This is a genomic window from Allorhodopirellula heiligendammensis, assembly GCF_007860105.1.
Lineage (GTDB): Bacteria > Planctomycetota > Planctomycetia > Pirellulales > Pirellulaceae > Rhodopirellula > Rhodopirellula heiligendammensis.
The window spans coordinates 22,736-44,020 of the sequence record NZ_SJPU01000001.1; the positions used below are offsets into that span (position 1 = coordinate 22,736).

A 21,285-nucleotide genomic window follows, 5' to 3' on the forward strand; every position below is an offset into this window, starting at 1 on the left:
CCGTGGAATCACTTGGTGATCTGATCATTCGAGTTTGCGACCGTAGCTTCGGAGCGATTGAGGCTTTGCGTCGCGTCTTTGGACGGTCGAAGGTGGAGACGATCTCGACTCTCGATCTTGAGAGTGCGATGAAGTCGGAAAAGTCAACACCAGTGCTGGTTGATGTTCGCAGCGATTCGGAACTTGCGGTGTCCCGAATTCCGGGGGCCATCACACAGCATGAATACGAAGAAGGTGTGGAGGAGTTTGCTGGCCGACGGGTTGTGGCTTATTGCACGGTGGGCGGACGCAGTTATTTGTTCGCTCGGAAGTTGGTGGCCAGCGGCGTTAATGCATCGAACTATCGCGACAGCATTCTGGGTTGGTGCCGAGTTGGTTTGCCACTCGAATCTCCTGACGGCCAACCCACCAACGAGGTTCATCCGTACTGGCGAATCTTCCACGTGCCGGATGAGTACGACGTGAAGATTTGACCACGGTGTGAAACACTTGACATCACGTTGCAAACGTGACATCGCCGCTTGATGACTGCAGGGGTGCTCTCGTAACTGTTGGGTTGTGTTCGTTGGCGTTGGGTTGGCGACGTGATCTTGGCTTTGCGAGGGAGTTGTTCTCGTGGTTGATGAATTGAATTTGGGATCGGTGCAGGCGGTGGAGTCGGTGGGGACTCGGGCGGTGGCTTACTTTCGGTCCTCGTTGGATGACGAGGGGCGATCGGTTGAAGTGCAACGAAATTTTGTTCGGCGTTGGGCGGCGGCGAATGGGGTGCGGATTGTTCGGAAGTTTTGTGACTCGGGGCCGGGTCGACGACGATCAGAAGGTCGGGCCAGGGCACCACGGGATCGTTGGCACCTTTGCCGGTGTTGCAGCTTTTGTGCGTCAATCGCTTGGTGGGCAAGTCGCTTTTGTCTTGCTTGCGTTTCTTCGCGCGACCCTTGCTGATCCGACCGTCCAAGCTCGCTCCGCGAGGATCGTTGGACGACATGTTCGGATTGACCGGTTCGTCGCACAACCAACATCGCCAACCGTCCGTCTCGCCCACATCCTGAAGTCGTCCCATTCGCTTTTTGCCCGTCGTGAAAATCTGGTTTCGTTTGGATTTCTCCCCAAGGTACCGTGTTTGTTCCCGCAAAGTTGATTTCTTGTTCGATCGACGCGATCCTTCCCGTCGCTTTTGATGTCTCATCAAATTGACTTGACTCTCGCGGTTGCTTTCACCACGATTCAAGCGACTCATGAATCAAACACAAACGGACTGTTTCAAAATGGTGCGAACGCTTGCGATTGGTGACATTCACGGTTGTTACCGGTCGTTGGACACACTGGCGACGTTTGCCGCGCTCGCACCGAATGATCGCATCATCACGCTCGGTGGGCGTGCGGGCGAGGTTGGCTGACTTGCCTTGATGTTGACTCCGGTCTCTGCTGGCAATCCAATGAATCGGGTGCGACCCGTCGCTTCTGGCTCGACGAAGGCCCGTGATTGGTCGACGTTCCACTGCACAATCAGTCGATTTTGATTCTGACGTTGTTGATTTTTTGTTCCCTCTCCCGGCTTATGTGTGGCGACACTTCCCATGAAATCTGAAATTTGCACATGGTCGCCTGCCTCGATTTTCTTGAAGCCAGACCAAGTGGATTCTCGATCGCTTGCCGAGTCGATTTACGAGAGAACGTGTCGCACTGATTTTTCGCAACCTGGATTCTGCGTTGTTGAAGTTGGATCGGGGATCGACTCTATCGTATTTCGTGAATTGATGTTGGAACTTAAACGGGAGATGGGTGCGATCCACGAAGTAAAGACGGGCAAAACGCTTGTGCATTTGTCCGCCGCACGTTTCGATCAACAAGAATCGACTCGCCCTCACCTGGATGGTGGACCAGACGAATGTTTTTTGATGTTGGGCTACGAGCCATCTGCAGTCGACTCTGAACTTGAAATCACCGACTACGCCAAATGTGCGTTTGATCTTGGACTCACGCCCAAGGCACTGCTGGTCAAACACAACCCGATGTTCCAATCCGGCTTTGAAATCCTGGAACCGTACGCCACTCGCGTGCCTTGCTTTTCAAAGACGAGCTATCAGATCATTTGCATCAACAACTCATCAGCCGCCTACTCTTCGTCGGAGCCGGCATGGCAGGGAACGCTCCACACGGCAACGATTCTGACGCCGAACGAAGACGAGCGACGCGTGATCAATTCGACGATGATTGCGTCTGTGCCAAAAGGAACACCAGATGCAGTGAACGTGAATGAGCTGAACGAGTTTGCGTCCACGTCAGCGGTTCGACGCCGAGGATACGACAAACCGCATTTAGATGATGACGACTGAACGAGTTTCTCGTGGCGTTCTTTCGGCCCGAAGTCAACTTGCTGATACAGTGAAAGCCGAGGCACCGACCGCGGGTGTCGCCACGCCATATCACAAACGATGAAAAGGAGTGTCCGCATGACGGCGGTGGCGACTTCAACGGAAGAGTTTCAGCCAGGCTCAGAGGACGCGAAATGAGAACACTCAAACGAGGCGTCACGCCGGGGCCGTTCATAGAATCGGTTTTCTTGGATCCTTCCCGGATCTACGACCCGACGCATTATGCGTTCAATCTGCCGTCGACAAAGTCGTTTCGCAAACTCGACTTGCATCCGAAAGTCACGTTCTTCGTTGGCGAGAACGGATCGGGCAAGTCGACGATGCTTGAAGCGATCGCGATCGCCAACGGGCTGAACGCCGAGGGCGGCAGCCGGAACATGATGTTTGCGACGCGCGAGAGCCATTCGGAGTTGCATAAAGCGTTGAAGTTCCGCCGCTATCACGCATTGGTTCCGGACGCTTGGTTCGTGCGAGCGGAGAGCCTGTTCAATGTCGCGACTGAGATTGAACATCTGGGCGTGGGCGGCAGCTATGGCGACAAGTCGCTGCACGAACAGTCGCACGGGGAAGCGTTCATGAAGCTGGTTGAAAACCGCTTCGGCCAGGGGTTGTACTTTCTCGATGAGCCCGAGGCAGCGTTGTCGCCACAGAGGCAATTAGAATTCTTGGTACTGCTCGATAGCATCGTCAGCCAAGACTCGCAACTCATCATCGCGACACACTCGCCAATCATCATGAGTTACCAACCGCACCGGCCGGATGCGCAATCCGGTCGTTCGCAGCCATGACGTCCTTCTGAGCGACGACTTGCGTGCCGGGGGAATAGATCAGTGGTGTATTTGTCATTGTTGATTCGGATAGCTTTGCGGTTTACTCGAATGCAGCATGACACGATTGGCGTTATCTGCGTTCGCAGGATGAAGCGAATCGACTTGCGGTTGATGAGAGTCGTTACAATAGCGGCATGGATATCGCGACGCATGCTCTGATCGGAACAGCAACCGCAGCCGGTCTGTTTCAAACGCAACCGGCGTTGGCTGTCGGTCTCGTACTGGGAAACGTCGCTCCGGATTTGGATGCGTTGTCTCGGGTAGCGGGCAAGCACGCATTTTTGCGTTTCCACCAAACTTATACTCATTCCGCCGGAGCCATCGCCACAGTGTTGGCTGTCGCCGTCGGTCTATTGATGGCGGGCATCCCGGTTTGGGGAGAACTTGCAATCGGATTGGTAGTCGGCATGGCGATGCATGTCGGACTGGACCTCGCCAACTCGTACGGCGTGAAATGCCTGTGGCCGTTCTCACAAAAACGGTTTGCACTGGATTGGATCTTCTTTATTGACGCTTTTATCGTTGGTTTGTGCTTTGTGACTCTCGTTGCGCAGTGCCTGTGTCAGACCGATAAGAACCTGCTCCGTTGGTCGTCAATCATTTTTGTGACGGCGTTGATGCTCTATGTCGGACTGCGGAGCGTCATCGCGGGCCGAGCGAAGAGATTAGTGAATTCGGCGAGCAATCAACGGGGGCCAATATCAATCATACCGACAACGTGGTCGCCTTTTCGTTTCTTGGTCTGCCGTCAACAGAATGGCTTGGCAGACACATTTACACTTGATGCGAGGTCTGGTCTTGAGACGGAAGGGGAAGTCATTGCGATCTTGGACGAGAACGTGCCCGAGACGGTTACCCAATGCCGGGAATGGCAAGTGATGCGATCTCTATCTGCGTTCTTTTTTTGCCTCGAAATCGACAGTAATGCCGAAGGCGAGACCTACACTTTCCGAGATCTGCGGATCCGAAACTTCCGGACAAAGTTCGGCAAGCTGACGTGTCAACTCGACAACCGTGGCGTGATTCAGCGAAAGACCTGGGACGTTTGATGAACTTGAATTGGAAACATCATCCGATTCACGGATTTCGATTTTCGCTCACTGACGGTTTGGCGATTGTCGTCTGCATTGCCGGGACAATCTGGGGGCTTCGTGAGTTGGGGGAAGTGGCTTGGTTGTTCCCATTCGTGCTCGGACACTTCTTTCTGTTCTGCAACATCTTCCGAGTCCCGCGGAAGCCGGAGCTTGTTTGGGCGGGAGCGTTTCTGGTGCTTGCCACAGGCTGCTTGGTTGCCGACGCCTCGATCCTGCATGCGTTGTGGCTGGTGCTGCCAATCACAGCGGCCGTGATTACCTATTCGATTCGACTGCCGACCTATCACGGCATCGGATCGAAGAAGCCAATTGCAGACGAAGCGAACCTTTTGGACTGATTCGTTCTCTTGTCTTAGATTGGAGAATTTTTGCGATGAGGACATTCGATGGCATTGAAGCAAATTGCGAAAGACACGCTCGACCTGATTGAGGCTGGCACATACGAGGTCGGAGATCGGACGGTTTCGTTCGCTGATGCGCAACAGCGTGCGTTGAGCCAGACCCGTGTCTATTGCCCCGATGAGTTTGATTCGATCGAAGCGACCGCGGGCGATGGAGCGCCGACGATTCGCGTCGTTGATGGAACGACGCAGGTGGTGGCTCAGTCAATGGCCAATGATGGTCATGTTGCTCTGCTGAACTTCGCGTCGGCTCGCAATCCGGGCGGTGGTTTCTTGAACGGCGCCAAGGCTCAGGAGGAAGACCTGTGTCGGTGCAGCGGTTTGTATCCCTGCTTGGCTGCGTGCTCGCAATACTACGACGCCAATCGCAACCAGACTTCATTGCTGTACACGGATCACGCGATCTTCAGCCCAATGGTTCCGTTCTTCAAGACTCGCGGCACTGGCGATTTGCTTGCCGAACCGTTTGTCGCTTCCGTCATCACCGCGCCGGCACCCAACAGCGGCCCATTCCTGCGATTGGGCCCGAACGCGACCGCCGAACTTGAAAACACATTTGCTCGACGTTGGCGAAACGTGCTCCGGATCGCAAGGGACCAGAACGTAACACGTCTTCTGCTGGGAGCGTGGGGCTGCGGCGCGTTCGGTGGTGATCCGGCCATGGCGGCACGGACGGCCAAGGCCGCGATCGAGACCGACGGCGATGGCATCGACGAAATCGTATTTGCGATCCCTGGCAAAGGGCGGCAGAGCAAAGCAAATTTGGACGCGTTTTGTGAAGTGTTCGCTTGACGTTGCTCAACAGCATTGGAAAGAAAAGTCATGGCACGCAAGCTTGATCAAATCTTGGTCGTTGATGTCGAATCGACGTGTTGGGATGGACCGCCACCCGATGGCGAAGAGAGCGAGATCATCGAAATCGGTCTGTGCGTCGTCGACGTCGAAACACTCATGCGATCCAGCAAGCACAGTATTCTGGTAAAGCCGGATCGCTCGTCGATCAGTGAGTTCTGTCGTGACCTCACGACACTGCGAGCCGAAATGTTCGCAGATGCAGGATCATTCGGCGACGCGTGTCGCCAACTGAAAAAGGAGTTCGCAGCCAAGGATCGTCTGTTGGCCAGTTGGGGCGATTACGATCGACGTCAATTCGAGCGGTGTTGCCACGCAGCAAATGTCGGGTATCCGTTTGGGATCTCGCACCTGAATGTGAAAACGCACTTCGCTGTTTCGCTAGGGCTTCCACACGAGGTCGGCTTGGACGCCGCGTGTCAGAGACTCGGCATCGAGATGGAAGGGACTCATCACCGGGGCGACGACGATGCCTGGAATATCGCTGGCGTGCTTTGTCGTCTGCTCCGGCCAAACCGGAGTGACGGCGAATGAATTCTGTTTCCCCAACCCGAGTATGCGATGGCACTTAGAAAACCAGTCTTTGATGAGATAGTTCCAAACGATCGGGGAGTCACAAACCGATTCGGGTTAGTAACCGAAGTTGCTCCACCAACTCCCTACGGGATGTCTTATGGGACTGACACCGGTGGCTGGGGAAAGGTTGCAGAAATGGTTTTGACCGAGGTCGACACTCCGATTCTCTGGGTGCCAGATACTTGCGTGAAGATTAACCCAGTGGCCAATTGTTTTTGGGAAGCTGCAAGGGAAGCTCATTCGATCAGTTTTCGGCCACAGGTCCTTCTCACCGAACCGATAAAAGCCGAGCTCCCAGAATGGATAAATGCCCCACGAGACAGACCGAACATTCTGTTCGACAAGATACCCTTGAACTTCCCGGTATCAAGGCTTGGTATGACCTTCGCGATCAATAGTGGAGATGGCAGTGACTCGACGAGGCAACATTCATCTCCCGAGATGACGATTGGTTCAACGACATCGCAGATGAAGATATCTCATTCTAAATGTGATCGCTGATTGTGTGAGCAACGCTGTCACTCGACAATATCGCTCTCTTCTATGCCGGGACCTGCACGCAGATGGAGACGATTCAAGTTGATTCAAGAATCTGGTCCGCTGCTATTGGCAGCGACTTCTGAAGTTGCCTTGAGTTGCTTGAGATAATCGAAGATGCGTTGATTCGGCTCCATGCCTGACCAATGCGTGTCGCCACCATCTTTGAGCATGACGACACGAAACGGTGGAACAATTTCGTTTGGGCTGACGGTGGACATCACAGATTTCGGATCAAACGTGAAGTCGATGTGGATTCGTGATCGCATTTCGGCGAACCGCCCGACCATGGTTGATTTTGCCCCGGAACTGTTGTGGAATTCTGAAAGCGTTTCCCATGAGTCCGGCCAAGTCGATTGGTTCGCGGAGATGTAGTCGATCAAGACATCGCCGGCAGCCGACATGGCGTATGCGTCATTTGGAACATCGAGCACCTTTTGGGCAAACCGAACACCCGCGAAGGCAATGGCAAACAGCACAACGCAGGCGAGCAACCCTTTGACACTGAACTCCGCCGGCTGGGTTGACTTCTCCTCGGGTTGCATCTCATCGTTCACTCGAGAGACTCCTGGCGGAGGACATCCTTGATGTAAGAGTTCACTTCGCCAGGATGAGTCAGGGAAATGACGTGCCCGCCGCCTTTGACGATCTTGTCTGGATCTGTGTAACGCAACGGGAGTGTCCAGTCGCGGTCGCCGTGCAGATGGAAAATCGGGCAAGACACCGTCGGTGCGACCGACCAATCCAGGATGCGACGCAAAGACCATTTGAAGACGGCCGGGTTGGAGTCGCGGAACTGACAAGCCAGTCCGTATGCGAACGGCGCATGCCGCTTAACGACTCGCGTCGCGATCGGTCGAGCCAAAAATTGAAGAAGGCGTATTGGAATGAAGGGGATCAAGAACCGAAACGGTCGCGCACAGCGGGCATACATTGGCAGTTGTGACGGCGACTTGATACTTCCGATCAGAATCACGGCTCGGGCGTCGGTGTGTTCTGCCAGATGCAATGAGACGATTCCGCCAAACGATGCGCCGCCGATGATGCACGGACCTTCGTCGAGTGTTTCCGCTAAACGCCTGGCGTAGTCATTGATGGTTTCGGAACGTTCCGGCTCCAGCCAAGCTGGGCAATGCATCTGCGGGAATGCAATCTTCTGCGGCGTGAAGATGCGCGCGTCCGCGGCAAGCCCGGAGAGAAGAACGAGTGACGTCGCCGTATCGACTGGAGTCGTGAACATTGCCATGAATTAACTTGGGATATCGCCGACGCACCGAAACCCGAGGCACCGGCCGCGGGCGTTGGGGTTTCGGCCTCGGCGGTAACTTGGCCGGCATAGTTCAATCGGACCCACCCAACTTCCGCCACGCTCACTTCGTAGTCCGGTTTCAACTTCGGCGACCGGGTCGAGTTTGGTGGCTGGTTCGCTGGAATAGAATTCAGGCGAGAACCAATCGCGGCACCAATGCCAGATCGTGCCGCTCATGTGCCTGAGGCCAAACCGCGATTGGCCGTAGTTTTGCTGCACCGCCGGCATCAGCAAGCCTTCCGATTCGTACGTCTCGCCGCGCTGGTGAATCCCTGCGTAGACATTGTCCTCGTCATTGAACGATCCCTCGGCGGCGTATTCCCACTGAGCTTCTGTCGGCAGATAGCTACGCTCCGACCTATCCGCCGCCCAGTCGTGGCCGTTTGCCCAACGCGAGTAAGCATCGGCGGCGTACCATGAAACCATCACAACCGGTTGCATCGCCGTCCCCGCTTGAGGCTTCCATGTTTGTTCGCTCCGTTCAAATTGCATGTCGCCCTGGCGATCATCGTTCGGGGCAATAGCGATCAACATCTCGATGTCGTGCTTTTGAAGGTCGATCGAATTGAGGAAACGGCAGAACGCGGTGACCGACACCGGTTCGATGTCAATCAGAAACGGTGAAAGCGTGATCGCGTGGCGTGGTCTCTCGTCGTCATGAGCATCCTCGTCATCGCTTCCTACCAATACCGAGGCCTCCTGAAGTTCCACGCAAACCATGCCGTCTGTGACTCGGCGAAACATCGGACGCTCTCCGTCCGCATCCAACTTTTCGTACAGTCCGATTCGCTGCAGATCATCGGAGTCAAAGCGTCCACCGAGTTGCGAGAAGCCGGATTCCGCTGCCGGCGGAAGCTCGATCGGTTTTCTCCGCCAACCACTGCGAACGGGTTTGCCGGTGCCCTGGTTCAAAAACGCGAACTCCGCGAGGTCGCGGATCCTGAACGGCTGCCGCGCGAAGATCAGTTTGCCGACAGGTGTCTTCGGTGTGTCTGGGATTGTGATGCCGAATTCATCTTCGGTTTCCATAATCAGCTCGATCAGATCGAGGCTGTCACAGTTGAGGTCTTCGATCATTCGGCTCTCAGGCTTGACCTCATCGAGGTCCACTCCAATCTGCTCAGCCGTCACCACGCAAAGCCGTGCCTCAACTTGTTCCAGCTCCAACCAAACCGACGACGCATTCACGATGGATCTCTCTGCTCCGGAAACAAACTGGGAAGTCACTATCAGGGCTTGAAGACCACCATTGTATGGCTTTCGCCGACGAGTTCTTCGCAGATGATTTCAGAAATCGTGTCCCAATCCCCGCCAGCCAGTCCGGCACCGATCATCGGGTACCCAATTCGCCTGCCCGCGAAATCACGTTGGATGCTCTTGAACACTTCGCGGATCGCTTCATAGTCCGCCTTCACACCGGTACTTCGCCAATGGAACTGCGTGTAAGCGTTCACAACGTCGAACGAATGCTCGCCGACGATGACCTTCGCAGAGGAATACGTCCCGAGCTTGTCACGGTCGCCTTTGAGGGTCGCCAAGTCCGCCTCGTATGCGGCCGGAAATTGATTGCGGATCGACTTGGCGATGCCAGCTCCCATCGTGCAGAAACAATTGCAACCATGAATGATGACATCGAAGCGTCCTTCGCCGGCAAATTCCAGAAGATCACCTTCGACGCTTTTCACCGTTCGCTATTCCTTATCGCAAAATTTGATACCGCCTTAACAATCGCTTCTGAGTCACAATCGTACAAGTCCGCTCCACCGAACGGATTCAATTCGACCAGACGATACTGATCGCCAACTTGGCAGATGTCCAAGACAAAGACAGGGCAAGGTGGCAACATTGTCGAAGCCACTTCATCGGCCAAAGCACGAGCCTCAGCGTCGCCACCACTGTCGGCCGCACGCCGCGTGTCCGCGTCGTACCCACTGCCGGCAACCACTCGCCCCTCAACCACGACAAACCGCCACTCGCGGCCAGCGTCGACGACGGGTGCGATGACCACGGGCAGGGTCTCGTCCTCGTAGTAAAACCCGTGATCGAGTGTTTGGAGCGAAATCGAATTCACATCCAGCACTCGACCGCTAAACGGCTTGAGCGGACTGTCCGGCCGAACAAACACGCGCTCATCGCACCCAATCTCAGCGGCCACATCGGCCGCATTCGCGATCAATTCGTTCGCTGGCAAGCACCGCCACTGGCGATGCAACAACCACCGACTCGCCCGCGGATACCAAGACGTGCAACTGAATTCGTTGACCGGGCAAAACGAACCAGGAAACCAAATCGCCTTCATCTCGATCACCGCGGCATTGCCAAGCGAGCCATGAAAAACAATCGGCGTCTCCCGATCAAACTCCGGCGGCTCATGCAGCCACCATTCAGCACGAGACTCAACGATCCGATGGCCAGCCGCCACAATCACCTCTCGTAATTGCCCGTGAGAGTCGGGGAAAACGTCTGATTCGAGGATCCAAGTCACCGCAGTCATTCGTCTCGCGCCCAATAGAGTTCTTTCATTCAACAGCACGGACCGGCTTCAAGGACCAAAGGTTCATGCGGCCAAAACCCTCAACAATATAACCCAACATCATCTGATTCACACCAAGCAGGCTCACGAGGCAATCGGGTAGCCACGGATGGACAAGATTTTCTTAAGCTGCGATCATCGCGAGACGAATCCGTGTTTGATCAGTGAGAATCCGTGGCAAAAGACCGATTGAGTCCATGCAAGTGATGAATAGAGACGCCGATATTGCTGAACTTGTCGAAACGAGTGTGCGGGAACGCATGGATGGGCATGCGAGCCTTCCTGGATCAGTTCAGGCGTGAGTGCGGAGCGGAAATCTAATCTCTCAACGTCAACTCCATGACGAAGTTCGTCAACTCGACACCGAGACACTCGACCGTTTGTTCGGCGACGATTTTGAATCCTCGCGACAGAAAGAACGGCTTCGCGGTGATGCTGGCTTGCGTGTGGATGCGAGTTAAGCTGTCATTCTTTGCGGCAGATTTGATCGCGCGCAACAACATCGTCGCGATGCCTTGTCGCTGGTGATCGGCGGACACAAACAGACGGTCGAGGTAACCGTCGGGTGTCATGTCAGTGAATCCGACAATCGCTCCGTCCCGCTCAACAACGTAGGCGGAGTTGCCATCAAACCGGCGAACCCAAGTTTCGGCGTCCAAGACCGCTCCGGCCCAAGCGTCAACTTGCACTGTGGAGTAGTCACGGCAATTGACTCGTCGTACGGTGTCATAAAACAGTTGGTGACAAGAATCACCATCAGCCGACACAAATTTACGAATTTGAAGTGCCGAGTTCATTTTGGATCGACCAACAAGTGACCTTCAAGAACGGTGACCGCGCTGCCTGTTAGCAAGACTCGGTCGCCGGCGACTTCGCAGTGGACCGTTCCGCCTCGCGAGGAAGACTGATAGCCGACGAGCGTAGACTTGTTCAGTCGTTTGCCCCAGTACGGTGCGAGGCAACAATGAGCTGATCCAGTAACGGGGTCTTCGTCAATGCCGCAACGAGGTGCAAAAAATCGCGATACGAAATCGACACCAGAAGTGTTGCTCACAGCCGTAGTCATCGTGCCTCGTGTTTCGATATTCGCGAGAGCATTGAAGTCGGGGCGCAGTGATTCAACGATGCTGGGGGCGCTAACAATGGCGACGAGATCGAATTTGGTCCGTAGGACGATTGCTTCCTCGATACCAAGTGCGGCGACCAATGCATTACTCGTATTTGAATCGACGTCATCAGCCGCCGGTACAATCGGGAAACTAAGCGTGATGCGTGAGTCGGAATGTGAGCACGGCAATTCGCCGCTACGAGTTTGGAAGCGAATCGGCGAGCTGCTGTCGACTCGGTTCTGTTCGATCAACGTGTGTGCGGCGGCGAGAGTAGCGTGGCCGCAGAGGTCAACCTCGGTCGCCGGTGTGAACCATCGCAAATGAAAGCTATTGGAGTCGTGAGTCGGAACGATAAAGGAAGTTTCCGAGAGGTTCATTTCCGCTGCGACGTTCTGCATCCACTCGTCGCTGGGATAGCCGTCGAGAATGCACACCGCCGCTGGATTACCCGCAAACGGTCGGTCCGCAAACGCGTCGATCTGCCAGATGGGAATACCTGTGTTTGAACTCATTTCGTACTCGCGAAAGGCTTCGTTGCCGTGGATCGCTGGCGTCACACAGCATTGGAGCAAACTCAGCCTTCCCGGGTTCAATCAATGAAACGTTTCGCCTCGTTCCAGCATGGCGATAAATTCGACGATCTTTCTTGCTTTCGTCTCGGGCTTCTTCGCGTTGTGTAGTCGGTAGTAAAACGCGTAACGATTTGCTTTCGTGAGCGTTGCATAGAACTTGCTGGCCGGCTTTGACATTTTCAAAGCCGCAAGAAACTCAGCGGACTCTTCAAACGTCGAACTCGAGGCGTAGGCAGCGTCCCAACGTCCGTCGGCCTTCGCCAGCTCAACTGCGGCGTGACCGGCTGGTTTCATCAGCCCCTCAAGAGTGAGTCGTTCGATGTGGGCTTTGTTGACCTGGGACCAGACACTACGTTTTCTGCGCGGCGTGAACTTGTGAATCCAGCAAACGTCATCGCCTTTTCGTACCGGCCCGTCGATCCATCCGTAGCATAGAGCGACGTCGAGCGCCTGGGCGTACGTGATCGTTGGATGGCCGCTTGCGACTTTGAAAAACTGGATCCACACGCCACCGTGCTCGGTGTGATGTTTGTTGAGCCAGCGATTAAAAAGCACTGGAGTTGCAAAGGCGATGACTGGCTTTCCGTCCGGCGATGCGACAGTGGACGTCGCGACAATCGATTTGCTTTTCTTTTTGGCCATAGCAATGGTGTCAGTAGCGGAGTGCGTTGGTCGAAAACGTCGAGGGCTCAATTTCGACCTGCGTTGAGATTACACTATCACCACACCATTTAAAGAGGGCATCAACGGCGACCATGAGCGACTATTCTTACAACTTTGAAGTCAAGATCACCGAGACGCTGGTGTATTTGCCGAAGCACGTTGTTTCGCAATTGGATTTCAGCAAGTCGAAGCGACTGCGGATCGACGGTGAGATCAACGGCATTCGCATCGAATGCGGATTGATGCCCGACAAGGGCAAGTGGTGTTTCATGGTGTCGAAGAAACTGCAAAAGCTGTGTGGTATCTCGCCCGGCGATACGGCAAGTGTCAGCTTCGACATCGCGGACTCCGAAGCCGTCGTTGTGCCGAAGGAACTGCAGTTTGCACTCGAAGCGAACGATGCTGCGATGTCGGCCTGGGAGAAGTGGACCGCGGGCAAACGACGTGCTCAATGCCATCGCGTCTCGTCGGCGAAGATGGTGGAGACTCGAGAGCGTCGTGCGGAAGAAGTGATCGCTTTGTGTCTTGCTGAGTTGGGAATGCAAACCGGCGTTACGCCATGGCAGGCGTTTGAGAACCTCGACATGCGAGCGGGCACGATCACCGCAGTCCAGAATCTCCCCAAGGCTCGCAAGCCAGCGTACAAGGTCACGGCTGATTTCGGGGCGGAGCTGGGCACGAAACGCACGAGTGCTCAGATCACCGCGAATTACACCAAAGACGAGTTGGTGGGACGGCAAATCATCGGTGTCGTGAATATTCCGCCGAAGCAGATCGGTACGTTCATGTCCGAGTTTCTAATCGTCGGATTCTATCGCGACGACGGATCGGTCATCCTGGCGGTCCCGGACAAGTCGATCCCTAACGGAGCCAAATTGGCTTAGCGAGAACCACCATGACTGATGCGGGAAAACAGAACCTGATTGAACTACTGGATTCGCTTGTGATGGCGGCGGTACCGAGATCGACCAAGGTCGCCAAGTACGGTGGGACGCTTTACACATTGAAGCCCGACGAGAAGGAAGGGCAGTTCTGCGGTGTGTTCCCGTATAAGGCTCACGTTCAGTTGTCGTTCGCCAAAGGAAGCGAACTCGACGATCCTGACGGCTTGCCAGAAGGCGGCGGCAAGTTCCGGCGTCACCTGACGTACAGGAGCTTGGACGATGTTGACGCAAAAATTGTCAAGCGATTCGTGAAAGCAGCATCGAAGCTTGGGGCTAAATAGTCGTGACAAGTGAACAGGAGAAAATGTTGGCCGGCGAGCTCTATGATCCGAATGATCCGGAGTTGGCCGAGGCTCGAATGGTTGCGTGGACGCGTTGTCATACAATCAACACGAGTGCACCCCGCGACGAAAAGCTACGGCGCAGCATCTTGAAGGAGCTGTTTGGCAGCGGCGGCAATTCCGTTTGGCTGGAACCACCCTTTCGCTGTGACTACGGGACCAATATTTATTTTGGTGAGAAGGTCTACTTCAACTTCGATTGCGTGATCTTGGACGTTTGCGAAGTGCGGATCGGGAGCAACGTCTTTCTCGCTCCCGGCGTTCACATCTATGCCGCCACGCATCCATTGGACGCGGAGCAGCGGCGAACTCAAGAATTCGGCAAGCCGGTCACGATCGGCAACGATGTTTGGATCGGCGGCAAGGCGGTCATCTGTCCCGGCATCACGATCGGTGATCGCAGCGTCATCGGTGCTGGCAGCGTCGTGACGAAGGACGTGCCAGCCGGAGTTGTTGTGGCTGGAAATCCTGGCCGAGTGATTCGCGCACTCGATTAACGACGAGCCAGCAGCTGCAATGATGGGCTTAAGATGGAGACAGGACTCTTCGTTCACACAAATTCAAGCAATCGTTGGAATAAGTCCGCCGTCGACTCGTATTGGTGCTCCGTTGATCGCCGATGCGAGTGGGCTGGCAACAAACGCAACCATGTTGGCAATCTCTTCTGGTTCGATCAATCTCTGAATCAACGAGGTCGGCCGATTGTCTGCCATGAATCGTTTTTCGGCCGATTCATATGGCTCATCCGGAAACAGATTGCTGACGAATTCCTTTACGCCTGGGGTCAACGTCGAACCCGGCATCACGGTGTTCACGGTAACGGCGCTACCTTTGGTCAATTGAGCCAGACTACGCGAGACGGCAAGCTGAGCTGTTTTGGTCATCGCGTAGTGTGGCATTTCAGGAGCCGGCACGACGCCGGATTCGCTGCTGATGAATATGATACGTCCAGTGTTTTGCTCCAGCATTTGCTTGAGGTAATGCCGGGCAAGACGCACGCCACTCATCACGTTGATGTCGAAAATGTGTTGCCAGGCTTCGTCCGTCAGGTCGAAGAAATCGACCGCCTCAAAAATGCCCAGGTTGTTGACGAGGATATCAAGCTGTGGATGTTCGGCGATGGTTTGAGCGACACCTTCGACAGTCCCGTTGTCGGACACCAGTCCGACTAGGTCGGCCTTCGGATTGCTTTCGCGAATTGTGTTAATCGCTCTGTCAACGCTCGAATTGCTGCGACCATTGATGATGGTGGTTGCCCCTTCGGCAGCCAAGCGAGTCGCGATCGCCAGGCCGATGCCACCCGTCGATGCAGTGACCAAGGCAGTTTTGTTGTTTAGTTTCAGGTCCATCGGATATTTGTCCTATTTGTGTCTTTAATGAGTTTGTTTGATGACCAGATGACAGCACCATCTTGAGTTTATGGAAATGGCGACGTCGCATCTTGAACGATCTTGCGCGCAACCAAAAAAGCGGGTCGCTAGCTTCATTCGTTGATGCCACCCTATGCAGAGGCGAGAGACGGCTTGCGACTTGAGTCAAGAGGACCCAGTCGTGCTAATGGCCCTGGAATAGGTTCCGGGCGCCGCCCCAATGAGACGTTTGAAATGTCGCGTGAAGTGCGATTGATCCGCGAAACCGACGGCGTAGGCGACATTCGCCGATGTCTCACCGGCCATCAGCATCTGCTGCGCGCGACGCACTCGGATTTGAGAGAGGTAGACCTGGATAGGCATGCCGACCTCTTTGGAGAAGACGCGGCTTAGATACGGGGCAGAAGTCCCTGCCAATTCAGCGAGTTCGTGAAGAGAGACGTTCTCATTGAATCTCGCTTCCAAGCTGTCCTGGACTCGGCGGATGTTCGCACGTTCTTCCTTCTTCGGTATGTCGGGCAATGATGCGTGTCGAACCAGGACTTCACAGATTGCATCATAGAACGCAGATTCCTGATCCAATTGCGAAGCTCCGTCGTCCATCGCCCGGTGAGCCTGCAAAACGAGTTCTGCAAGTTGAGAATCGTCGATGACCGGAGGCAGCAACAAGGGTTCGATATCACCATTGCGGTCAAACGTTTTTACGATGCTAGCGATGACACTTGGGGCAGCATAGAGATACCGCCATGCCCCTGTCGCTGTGCACGTATGCGCCTCATTGGGGTGGATGACAAGTAGCTTTCCCGGTCCAGTGTGGTATCGCTCGCCCCGATAGAAGAACGTGCCCGTCCCGCCTTCGGAGACGCCCAGTTTGTATTCGGGGTGTGAGTGTCGCGGCCAAGTGTGTTTGACCGACTCCCACTGATGGACTGTAATTGCGTCGTCAGCAGAACCGCGAACTTTGAAATGCTTCACCTTGAATTCGGAAGCCATCCTATCCTCGCTGGCGATTAAACAACTTGAAACCTGACAGACAGTTTACGTCGCACAGTTGGCGCGAGCAACCAAACGCTGGCGTAGTGGACGAGGCTACAAGTCCCTCCACTGGTTATCGAAAATCGGACTCGTTCGGCTACCGTCGTCGATGACTTTGTTGTTCATAGTCGTTGCTGAGAGCGATGTGATTGTTTGACCACGTCGCCCAATACACGCATCGCGTCTTCCGCTCTTTCAGACGGGACAAAAAGGTGGTCATGATAACAGGCTGAGATTGCATTGACGCTGATGCCGTGTTCTGCCAGCTTTTCAGTTACGATGGCAAGGAAACCGATCGCCTCAAGGCTGGAGTGCACTTTGAGAGTGATCTTCCTGCAAGGAAAAGTGAAGTCGAGATGGTTCGCTTCCGCTTCGTCCTTCGCAAGAATCAGCGTCAAACCCTCCTCTTCAAGAAACTGTCCGATGGGGGAAAGGCTAAGTTCGGACGCGACTGCCGGTTCCAATGAGCAAAACACAAATTCGCCATCTTGCAGTTCCGGCCGCATGTTTTGCAGCAATGTCAGCAGATTCGCTTCGCCGTTCATCTGTTTTCCCATCGTGTTTCTGCAGCGGTTGGAGCTGAATTCATTCCCGTAGCTCGCGTGCGACGGTGAGGTAGTAGTTGCGAGCGGTTGCGTTGACCATGTTGCGAGCCAACTTCGTCAAAGCATCGGCTTTGATTTGTTTTGCATCGCGGTCGTTCTTGTCGAGGGCCAATAGATGGTCTGCGAGTTGCGTGGCCCATTGGTTGTCATCGTTCGCGAGCGCGTCTTTGGCCGCAGAGACCAGTTTCTCTTTTCCACCCGCCAACTTGGCAACACGCTCTGCTTCTGATTTCAACGTCAGGCGAAACAGATTGGATGGGTTGCCGTCGAACCAGCCAAAGTACTGGCTGAAGACGGTCCGCACGCCCCATTCGGGATGCCCGTAAAACGGTTGCAAATAGTCTTTGCTGGCGAGGCGCTCAGGAAGCTGCACGTACTCAACCAACTCATCCGGCGTCATTCCCTTGTTCATTCCCTCGACGGTTTTGTCGTGGATGAACTGAACGGCATCACGGTAATCGCCGAGGACTTGTTTGACTTCGTCTGCTCCGACAATCGGTTTGGTGTGGCCACCGACCAAGGCGACCGCATTGTTGGCAGACATATTAGTGAGGCTGTCGGCCCACAGGCGAACGCTACGGTTGGGAGTCCCTCGAATCGCGTACAAGTTTGGAAACGATCGGTAGAAATTGTCGCCAGCGAAGAGTACTTTGCCAGCCGGATACCAGACGAACAGTTCGTCGTTGGTCTCACCGGGTGCTGACACGAGTTCAAGTTCAACTCCGGCCACGTTGATCGTCTGCCGATCTCCTTCGAGAAAGTGTGACGGTTTCGACTCCGCACCTGACGCGAACGCGTGGCCGCCGCTCTTGGGGTATCGAACCGGGGCGACGCCGTTGTTGATCCGTTGCTCCGGTGGCAACTTGAATCCAGCTTGCCTTGCTGCTCGGACTGATTGAAACGTAACACCGGCATCCGTCAATGGACGGTATTCGCTTCCGAAGTTGTTGTGAGCCCAGATTTGCGGTCGCTCTGCTCCAAGAAACGAAGTCACACCGCCGGTATGGTCACCATGTGAGTGCGTGAAGATGATCGCCTTGACCGGTTTGTCGGTGATCTTGCGAAACTCCGCCACGATGCGATCGGCGTCGTCTCGCGTCATTCCCGTATCGACAATGACAACGCCATCGTCACCAACGATCATCGAAACGTTCGCCGGACTGAATCCGACTGCGACGTGGACTTTATCGGCGACTTTGACGATTTGTTCTTCAAACTGTTTCGATTGTTGCGTCAGCTTTCGGGTCGCAGCATTGTCTTGTGCAAAAACGGGGGCCGCTACGAGCAGCAGGATCAATGGAAGGAAGAGTCGGTTCATTTTGGTTCTCTCTGTTGATGGGTTAAACGCGTCGTTGAATTCGTGGCTCGGCGATCTCCGGCTATTCTGCCAAGCGGAAGCCGGAGAACTGCCAGCGTGCGTCCGCTGGGAAAAAGTTTCGGTATGTGTCGCGAATATGCGACTGCGACGTTGCCACGCTTCCTCCACGCAGGACGTATTGATTGCACATGAACTTTCCGTTGTACTCGCCGATCGCACCGGGCGGCGGGCGGTAACCGGGATAGGCTTGATAGCTATTCGCAGTCCACTGCCAAACGGAACCAAAAAATCCACCCGATGACAACGTCGGGTGAATGGCGTAGCCGCCTGCGAACAACTTGTCAGCGAATTGGCCCGTATTAGCTTCTGCACGCGTCTCGGTGAGACTTCGACATGCGACCTCCCATTCAAATTCGGTGGGGAGTCGTTTGCCAGCCCATCGTGCGAACGCATCCGCCTCAAAATAGCTGACATGACAGATGGGCCAATCGGGATCGACCGGCGTAAGCCCTGCCAATGTGAATTGCATCCATCGACCATCTCGGCGCATCCAGTAGAGCGGTGCGTTCCAACTCCGTTCCTTGACCGCGTTCCAGCCGAGTGAGAGCCATAACTCCGGTCGCTCGTATCCCTCATCGTTGATGAACTCAATGAACTGTCCACAGGTCGTCAAATTCAACGAGATACGAAATGCCGGAAGAAATACCGTGTGACGAGGCAGTTCATTGTCGAAACAAAACCCATCTCCATCGTGTCCGACGTCGTATTTGCCATCGGTGATCTCTGCCCACGAATCCGTCGTCCCATTTGACGGCGCAAACTCGCGGTCTTCATACACGGGCAACATCGGATTGGACGCCAACGCATTCTTGATGTCCGTAAGGATCAACTCCTGATGCTGTTGTTCGTGGTTCAAACCTACGGTGATCGTTTCAGCATGCCGAGCAACGAAGTCGGGCGATTGCAATCGGCTGAGCAACTCCCGATCAACGTAACGGCGATACTCCCGAATGCAATCAAGTCCAGGCCGCGAGATCGTTCCCCGGTTGGGTCGGGGGAATTGCTCGCCAATCGCGTTGTAATAGGAGTTAAACAGATAGGAAAAGTGCTTGTCAAATACCGTGTAGTCCGCTTCTTGTTTCAGTACGAACGTTTCAAAGAACCATGTCCCGTGTGCGAGATGCCAACGCACTGGGCTCGCATCCTCCATCGACTGCACCATGCAGTCTTCCGGCGAAAGCGACGCCGTGATGCGATCGGTAAACCGCCGAACACTCTCGAATTGTTTGCTCAAGCTCGAATCCGCAGCGTTCTCATTCATCTGCCGCTCCGTCTGGCACAAGATGCAGCAAGCCGAACAGGCCTTCGCTGTCCGTCCACTGTTGGTGCAAGCTGAAACCATGCGGCCTAGCCAGTTCGGCGAAACCCTCGATGCTATACTTGTGCGAATACTCGGTCAGAATCTTCTCGCCTTTCGCAAAATTAACGACTGTGTCTCCGACCATCACGTTTTGATCCACAAGACTGACAATCGAAATTTCGATGCGATGATCCGTCGAGTTGTAGATCGCCTTGTGCTGAAAGTTGGGCAAGACGAAATCACCATTTAGCTCACGGTTGATACGCTCCAATAAATTCAAGTTGAATTTTGCGGTAACGCCTTGAGAATCATCGTAGGCAGCGACAATGGTGGACACATCTTTTTGAAGATCAATGCCAATCAGCAACCCACCTTGGGGGCCAAGCAATTTGGCGATCGACGCGAGAAGTCCTGCTGCCTCTTCCGGCGTGTAGTTGCCAATCGTCGATCCCGGGAAATAGAGGGCCACGTGCGAATAGGGGGCCTTGGCTGTCGGCAGCGAAAACGGTTTCGTAAAGTCGGCGACCACAGGACAAATCTCAATTCCAGGAGGGTGCATTCCCATTCTACGGACATGTTTGCTAGCAAATTGCATTCGTCTTTGCCCCGTTTTCGCCTGGTTTCCCGAGGTTAGAATTGATCGCTTTGATGGATCAATTCTAACTCGTGGCAAGGATGCTGGTGACCTAATGGAGGGAATGACCGTGGATGGATCGCATGGCAAATTGATCGAATCAAATCAAGAAACCTGGACCGTCGATGGAACCGTCCTGCAAAGAGAATCCCACGAACCCTGCCAGATCGTCGAGTTCCTCAACCGCAACGACCGCATCCAAAATTAGCCGACGGGCGCTAGCCCCGGTTGCCCCACATACTGAACGCTTCGCGTTCTCAACAACAATCGGGGCTAGCGCCCATCGGCTAATATCGTGAGATGGACAACTCGGAACCTCTGGCGTTTTTCATCACCTGGACTGTCTATGGAACCTTTCTACAGGGAGATGAACGTTGGTGGCGAAGCCGCAACGATGGGCAGCGTCCGCCACAACCGTTGTTACAGCATTGGCACCAAGCTCGATTAAATCATGCGATCCTACTGTTAAACGAAGAACACCAATCAATTGTCGAAGCTCAAATTCAACAACACTGTGATCATCGGGCATGGACGAACTGGATCACCAATGCGCGTTCGAATCATGTCCATGTCGTCGTCACCGCGTCGGGTTATGGCGGGCGGGTCGTCCGTGATCAACTCAAAGCCAATGCGACAGGCGGCCTACGTCGAGACCATTCGATGTTCGTCAACCGTCCAGTCTGGACAACGGGCGGCGATTGGAAATGCGTCAACTCGCAAGAGCAACTCGAGCAGGTCATCCGGTATGTCAAGGAAGTTCAAGACCGCAAAGAACGCGACCAAAATTAGCCGATTGGGCGCTAGCCCCGGTTGCCCCATCTAGCGAA

The 21,285-nt window shown here is 54.6% G+C and carries 29 protein-coding genes; 14 read left to right on the forward strand and 15 right to left on the reverse strand.

Annotation, left to right across the window (positions count from 1 at the left end; genetic code table 11):
* Window positions 1-2 precede the first annotated feature (2 nt).
* Window positions 3-473 (forward strand): rhodanese-like domain-containing protein, encoded by a 471-nt coding sequence (locus Poly21_RS00110; RefSeq protein ID WP_146404775.1) that lies wholly within the window; start codon window positions 3-5, stop codon window positions 471-473.
* Here the strand turns inward: Poly21_RS00110 and Poly21_RS28435 are convergent.
* On the reverse strand, window positions 419-1,237 hold the full coding sequence (locus Poly21_RS28435; RefSeq protein WP_302116989.1) for a hypothetical protein: 819 nt from the start codon (window positions 1,235-1,237) through the stop codon (window positions 419-421). The genes Poly21_RS00110 and Poly21_RS28435 overlap by 55 nt on opposite strands.
* On the opposite strand from Poly21_RS28435, the gene Poly21_RS26865 reads away from it, so the two are divergent.
* The 8 genes from Poly21_RS26865 to Poly21_RS26870 all read left to right on the forward strand — a co-directional run bounded on the left by Poly21_RS26865 (window position 1,236) and on the right by Poly21_RS26870 (window position 6,629).
* A complete protein-coding gene (locus tag Poly21_RS26865; RefSeq protein ID WP_302116991.1) occupies window positions 1,236-1,397 on the forward strand; it encodes a hypothetical protein in 162 nt (53 codons plus the stop codon). The two genes, Poly21_RS28435 and Poly21_RS26865, sit on opposite strands and share 2 nt — an antisense overlap.
* Window positions 1,398-1,577: 180 nt before the next feature.
* Window positions 1,578-2,336, forward strand: a complete 759-nt coding sequence (locus Poly21_RS00125; protein WP_146404781.1) for a hypothetical protein — start codon at window positions 1,578-1,580, stop codon at window positions 2,334-2,336.
* A gap of 173 nt (window positions 2,337-2,509) precedes the next feature.
* Window positions 2,510-3,163, forward strand: coding sequence for an AAA family ATPase (locus Poly21_RS00130; RefSeq protein ID WP_146404784.1), 654 nt, complete (start codon window positions 2,510-2,512; stop codon window positions 3,161-3,163).
* A 176-nt stretch (window positions 3,164-3,339) separates the two neighbouring features.
* Window positions 3,340-4,254 carry a metal-dependent hydrolase gene (locus Poly21_RS00135; protein ID WP_146404787.1) on the forward strand — a complete coding sequence of 305 codons (915 nt, stop codon included), beginning with the start codon at window positions 3,340-3,342 and terminating at the stop codon, window positions 4,252-4,254.
* Window positions 4,254-4,637, forward strand: coding sequence for a hypothetical protein (locus Poly21_RS00140; protein WP_146404790.1), 384 nt, complete (start codon window positions 4,254-4,256; stop codon window positions 4,635-4,637). The genes Poly21_RS00135 and Poly21_RS00140 overlap by 1 nt, the downstream gene beginning before the upstream one ends.
* Before the next feature lie 48 nt (window positions 4,638-4,685).
* The gene (locus tag Poly21_RS00145) at window positions 4,686-5,492 is read left to right on the forward strand and encodes a TIGR02452 family protein (RefSeq protein WP_146404794.1); all 807 of its coding nucleotides are present in this window, start codon (window positions 4,686-4,688) and stop codon (window positions 5,490-5,492) included.
* Between the two features lie 30 nt (window positions 5,493-5,522).
* Entirely contained in the window at window positions 5,523-6,086 is a 564-nt protein-coding gene (locus Poly21_RS00150) for a 3'-5' exonuclease (RefSeq protein ID WP_146404797.1), read from the forward strand.
* A gap of 27 nt (window positions 6,087-6,113) precedes the next feature.
* Complete coding sequence (locus Poly21_RS26870) at window positions 6,114-6,629, forward strand: hypothetical protein (protein ID WP_302116996.1); 516 nt, start codon at window positions 6,114-6,116, stop codon at window positions 6,627-6,629.
* An 83-nt stretch (window positions 6,630-6,712) separates the two neighbouring features.
* Here Poly21_RS26870 and Poly21_RS00155 read toward each other — a convergent pair whose 3' ends face one another.
* From Poly21_RS00155 to Poly21_RS00190, 8 genes are all read right to left on the reverse strand, one after another.
* Window positions 6,713-7,222 (reverse strand): hypothetical protein, encoded by a 510-nt coding sequence (locus Poly21_RS00155; protein ID WP_146404800.1) that lies wholly within the window; start codon window positions 7,220-7,222, stop codon window positions 6,713-6,715.
* Complete coding sequence (locus Poly21_RS00160) at window positions 7,219-7,911, reverse strand: alpha/beta fold hydrolase (RefSeq protein WP_146404802.1); 693 nt, start codon at window positions 7,909-7,911, stop codon at window positions 7,219-7,221. Before Poly21_RS00160 ends, Poly21_RS00155 begins: the two co-directional genes overlap by 4 nt.
* 3 nt (window positions 7,912-7,914) lie before the next feature.
* Window positions 7,915-9,162 carry an SUMF1/EgtB/PvdO family nonheme iron enzyme gene (locus tag Poly21_RS00165; RefSeq protein ID WP_146404805.1) on the reverse strand — a complete coding sequence of 416 codons (1,248 nt, stop codon included), beginning with the start codon at window positions 9,160-9,162 and terminating at the stop codon, window positions 7,915-7,917.
* A 41-nt stretch (window positions 9,163-9,203) separates the two neighbouring features.
* A complete protein-coding gene (locus Poly21_RS00170; RefSeq protein WP_146404808.1) occupies window positions 9,204-9,659 on the reverse strand; it encodes a macro domain-containing protein in 456 nt (151 codons plus the stop codon).
* A complete protein-coding gene (locus tag Poly21_RS00175; protein ID WP_146404811.1) occupies window positions 9,656-10,468 on the reverse strand; it encodes an ATP-grasp domain-containing protein in 813 nt (270 codons plus the stop codon). The genes Poly21_RS00170 and Poly21_RS00175 overlap by 4 nt, the downstream gene beginning before the upstream one ends.
* A 356-nt stretch (window positions 10,469-10,824) precedes the next feature.
* A complete protein-coding gene (locus Poly21_RS00180; protein WP_146404814.1) occupies window positions 10,825-11,304 on the reverse strand; it encodes a GNAT family N-acetyltransferase in 480 nt (159 codons plus the stop codon).
* The gene (locus tag Poly21_RS00185; protein ID WP_146404817.1) at window positions 11,301-12,128 is read right to left on the reverse strand and encodes a PhzF family phenazine biosynthesis protein; all 828 of its coding nucleotides are present in this window, start codon (window positions 12,126-12,128) and stop codon (window positions 11,301-11,303) included. The genes Poly21_RS00180 and Poly21_RS00185 overlap by 4 nt, the downstream gene beginning before the upstream one ends.
* A gap of 81 nt (window positions 12,129-12,209) precedes the next feature.
* Window positions 12,210-12,830: a YdeI/OmpD-associated family protein gene (locus tag Poly21_RS00190; RefSeq protein WP_146404819.1), complete on the reverse strand. Its 621-nt coding sequence runs from the start codon at window positions 12,828-12,830 to the stop codon at window positions 12,210-12,212.
* A 113-nt stretch (window positions 12,831-12,943) separates the two neighbouring features.
* Between Poly21_RS00190 and Poly21_RS00195 the strand changes: the two genes are divergently transcribed.
* Genes Poly21_RS00195 through Poly21_RS00205 form a run of 3 tightly spaced genes read left to right on the forward strand, consistent with a single transcriptional unit; the run spans window position 12,944 to window position 14,633 of the window.
* The gene (locus tag Poly21_RS00195) at window positions 12,944-13,735 is read left to right on the forward strand and encodes a tRNA-binding protein (RefSeq protein WP_146404822.1); all 792 of its coding nucleotides are present in this window, start codon (window positions 12,944-12,946) and stop codon (window positions 13,733-13,735) included.
* Between the two features lie 11 nt (window positions 13,736-13,746).
* The gene (locus tag Poly21_RS00200; protein ID WP_146404825.1) at window positions 13,747-14,076 is read left to right on the forward strand and encodes a DUF1801 domain-containing protein; all 330 of its coding nucleotides are present in this window, start codon (window positions 13,747-13,749) and stop codon (window positions 14,074-14,076) included.
* 2 nt (window positions 14,077-14,078) lie between these two features.
* Window positions 14,079-14,633 carry a sugar O-acetyltransferase gene (locus Poly21_RS00205; protein ID WP_302117007.1) on the forward strand — a complete coding sequence of 185 codons (555 nt, stop codon included), beginning with the start codon at window positions 14,079-14,081 and terminating at the stop codon, window positions 14,631-14,633.
* Window positions 14,634-14,696: 63 nt separating this feature from the next.
* Here Poly21_RS00205 and Poly21_RS00210 read toward each other — a convergent pair whose 3' ends face one another.
* From Poly21_RS00210 to Poly21_RS00235, 6 genes are all read right to left on the reverse strand, one after another.
* Window positions 14,697-15,485, reverse strand: coding sequence for an SDR family NAD(P)-dependent oxidoreductase (locus Poly21_RS00210; RefSeq protein WP_146404827.1), 789 nt, complete (start codon window positions 15,483-15,485; stop codon window positions 14,697-14,699).
* Between the two features lie 186 nt (window positions 15,486-15,671).
* The gene (locus tag Poly21_RS00215; RefSeq protein WP_146404830.1) at window positions 15,672-16,481 is read right to left on the reverse strand and encodes a helix-turn-helix domain-containing protein; all 810 of its coding nucleotides are present in this window, start codon (window positions 16,479-16,481) and stop codon (window positions 15,672-15,674) included.
* Between the two features lie 182 nt (window positions 16,482-16,663).
* Window positions 16,664-17,086 (reverse strand): ACT domain-containing protein, encoded by a 423-nt coding sequence (locus tag Poly21_RS00220; protein WP_146404833.1) that lies wholly within the window; start codon window positions 17,084-17,086, stop codon window positions 16,664-16,666.
* A gap of 40 nt (window positions 17,087-17,126) precedes the next feature.
* Window positions 17,127-18,464 carry an alkyl/aryl-sulfatase gene (locus Poly21_RS00225; RefSeq protein ID WP_146404836.1) on the reverse strand — a complete coding sequence of 446 codons (1,338 nt, stop codon included), beginning with the start codon at window positions 18,462-18,464 and terminating at the stop codon, window positions 17,127-17,129.
* 61 nt (window positions 18,465-18,525) lie between these two features.
* Entirely contained in the window at window positions 18,526-19,785 is a 1,260-nt protein-coding gene (gene egtB / locus Poly21_RS00230; protein ID WP_302117010.1) for an ergothioneine biosynthesis protein EgtB, read from the reverse strand.
* Window positions 19,778-20,383 carry an L-histidine N(alpha)-methyltransferase gene (locus tag Poly21_RS00235; protein ID WP_302117011.1) on the reverse strand — a complete coding sequence of 202 codons (606 nt, stop codon included), beginning with the start codon at window positions 20,381-20,383 and terminating at the stop codon, window positions 19,778-19,780. The genes egtB and Poly21_RS00235 overlap by 8 nt, the downstream gene beginning before the upstream one ends.
* Before the next feature lie 145 nt (window positions 20,384-20,528).
* Between Poly21_RS00235 and Poly21_RS26875 the strand changes: the two genes are divergently transcribed.
* Entirely contained in the window at window positions 20,529-20,666 is a 138-nt protein-coding gene (locus Poly21_RS26875) for a hypothetical protein (RefSeq protein WP_302117013.1), read from the forward strand.
* Window positions 20,667-20,758: 92 nt separating this feature from the next.
* Window positions 20,759-21,247, forward strand: a complete 489-nt coding sequence (locus Poly21_RS00240) for a hypothetical protein (protein WP_146404845.1) — start codon at window positions 20,759-20,761, stop codon at window positions 21,245-21,247.
* The last annotated feature ends 38 nt before the right edge of the window (window positions 21,248-21,285 follow it).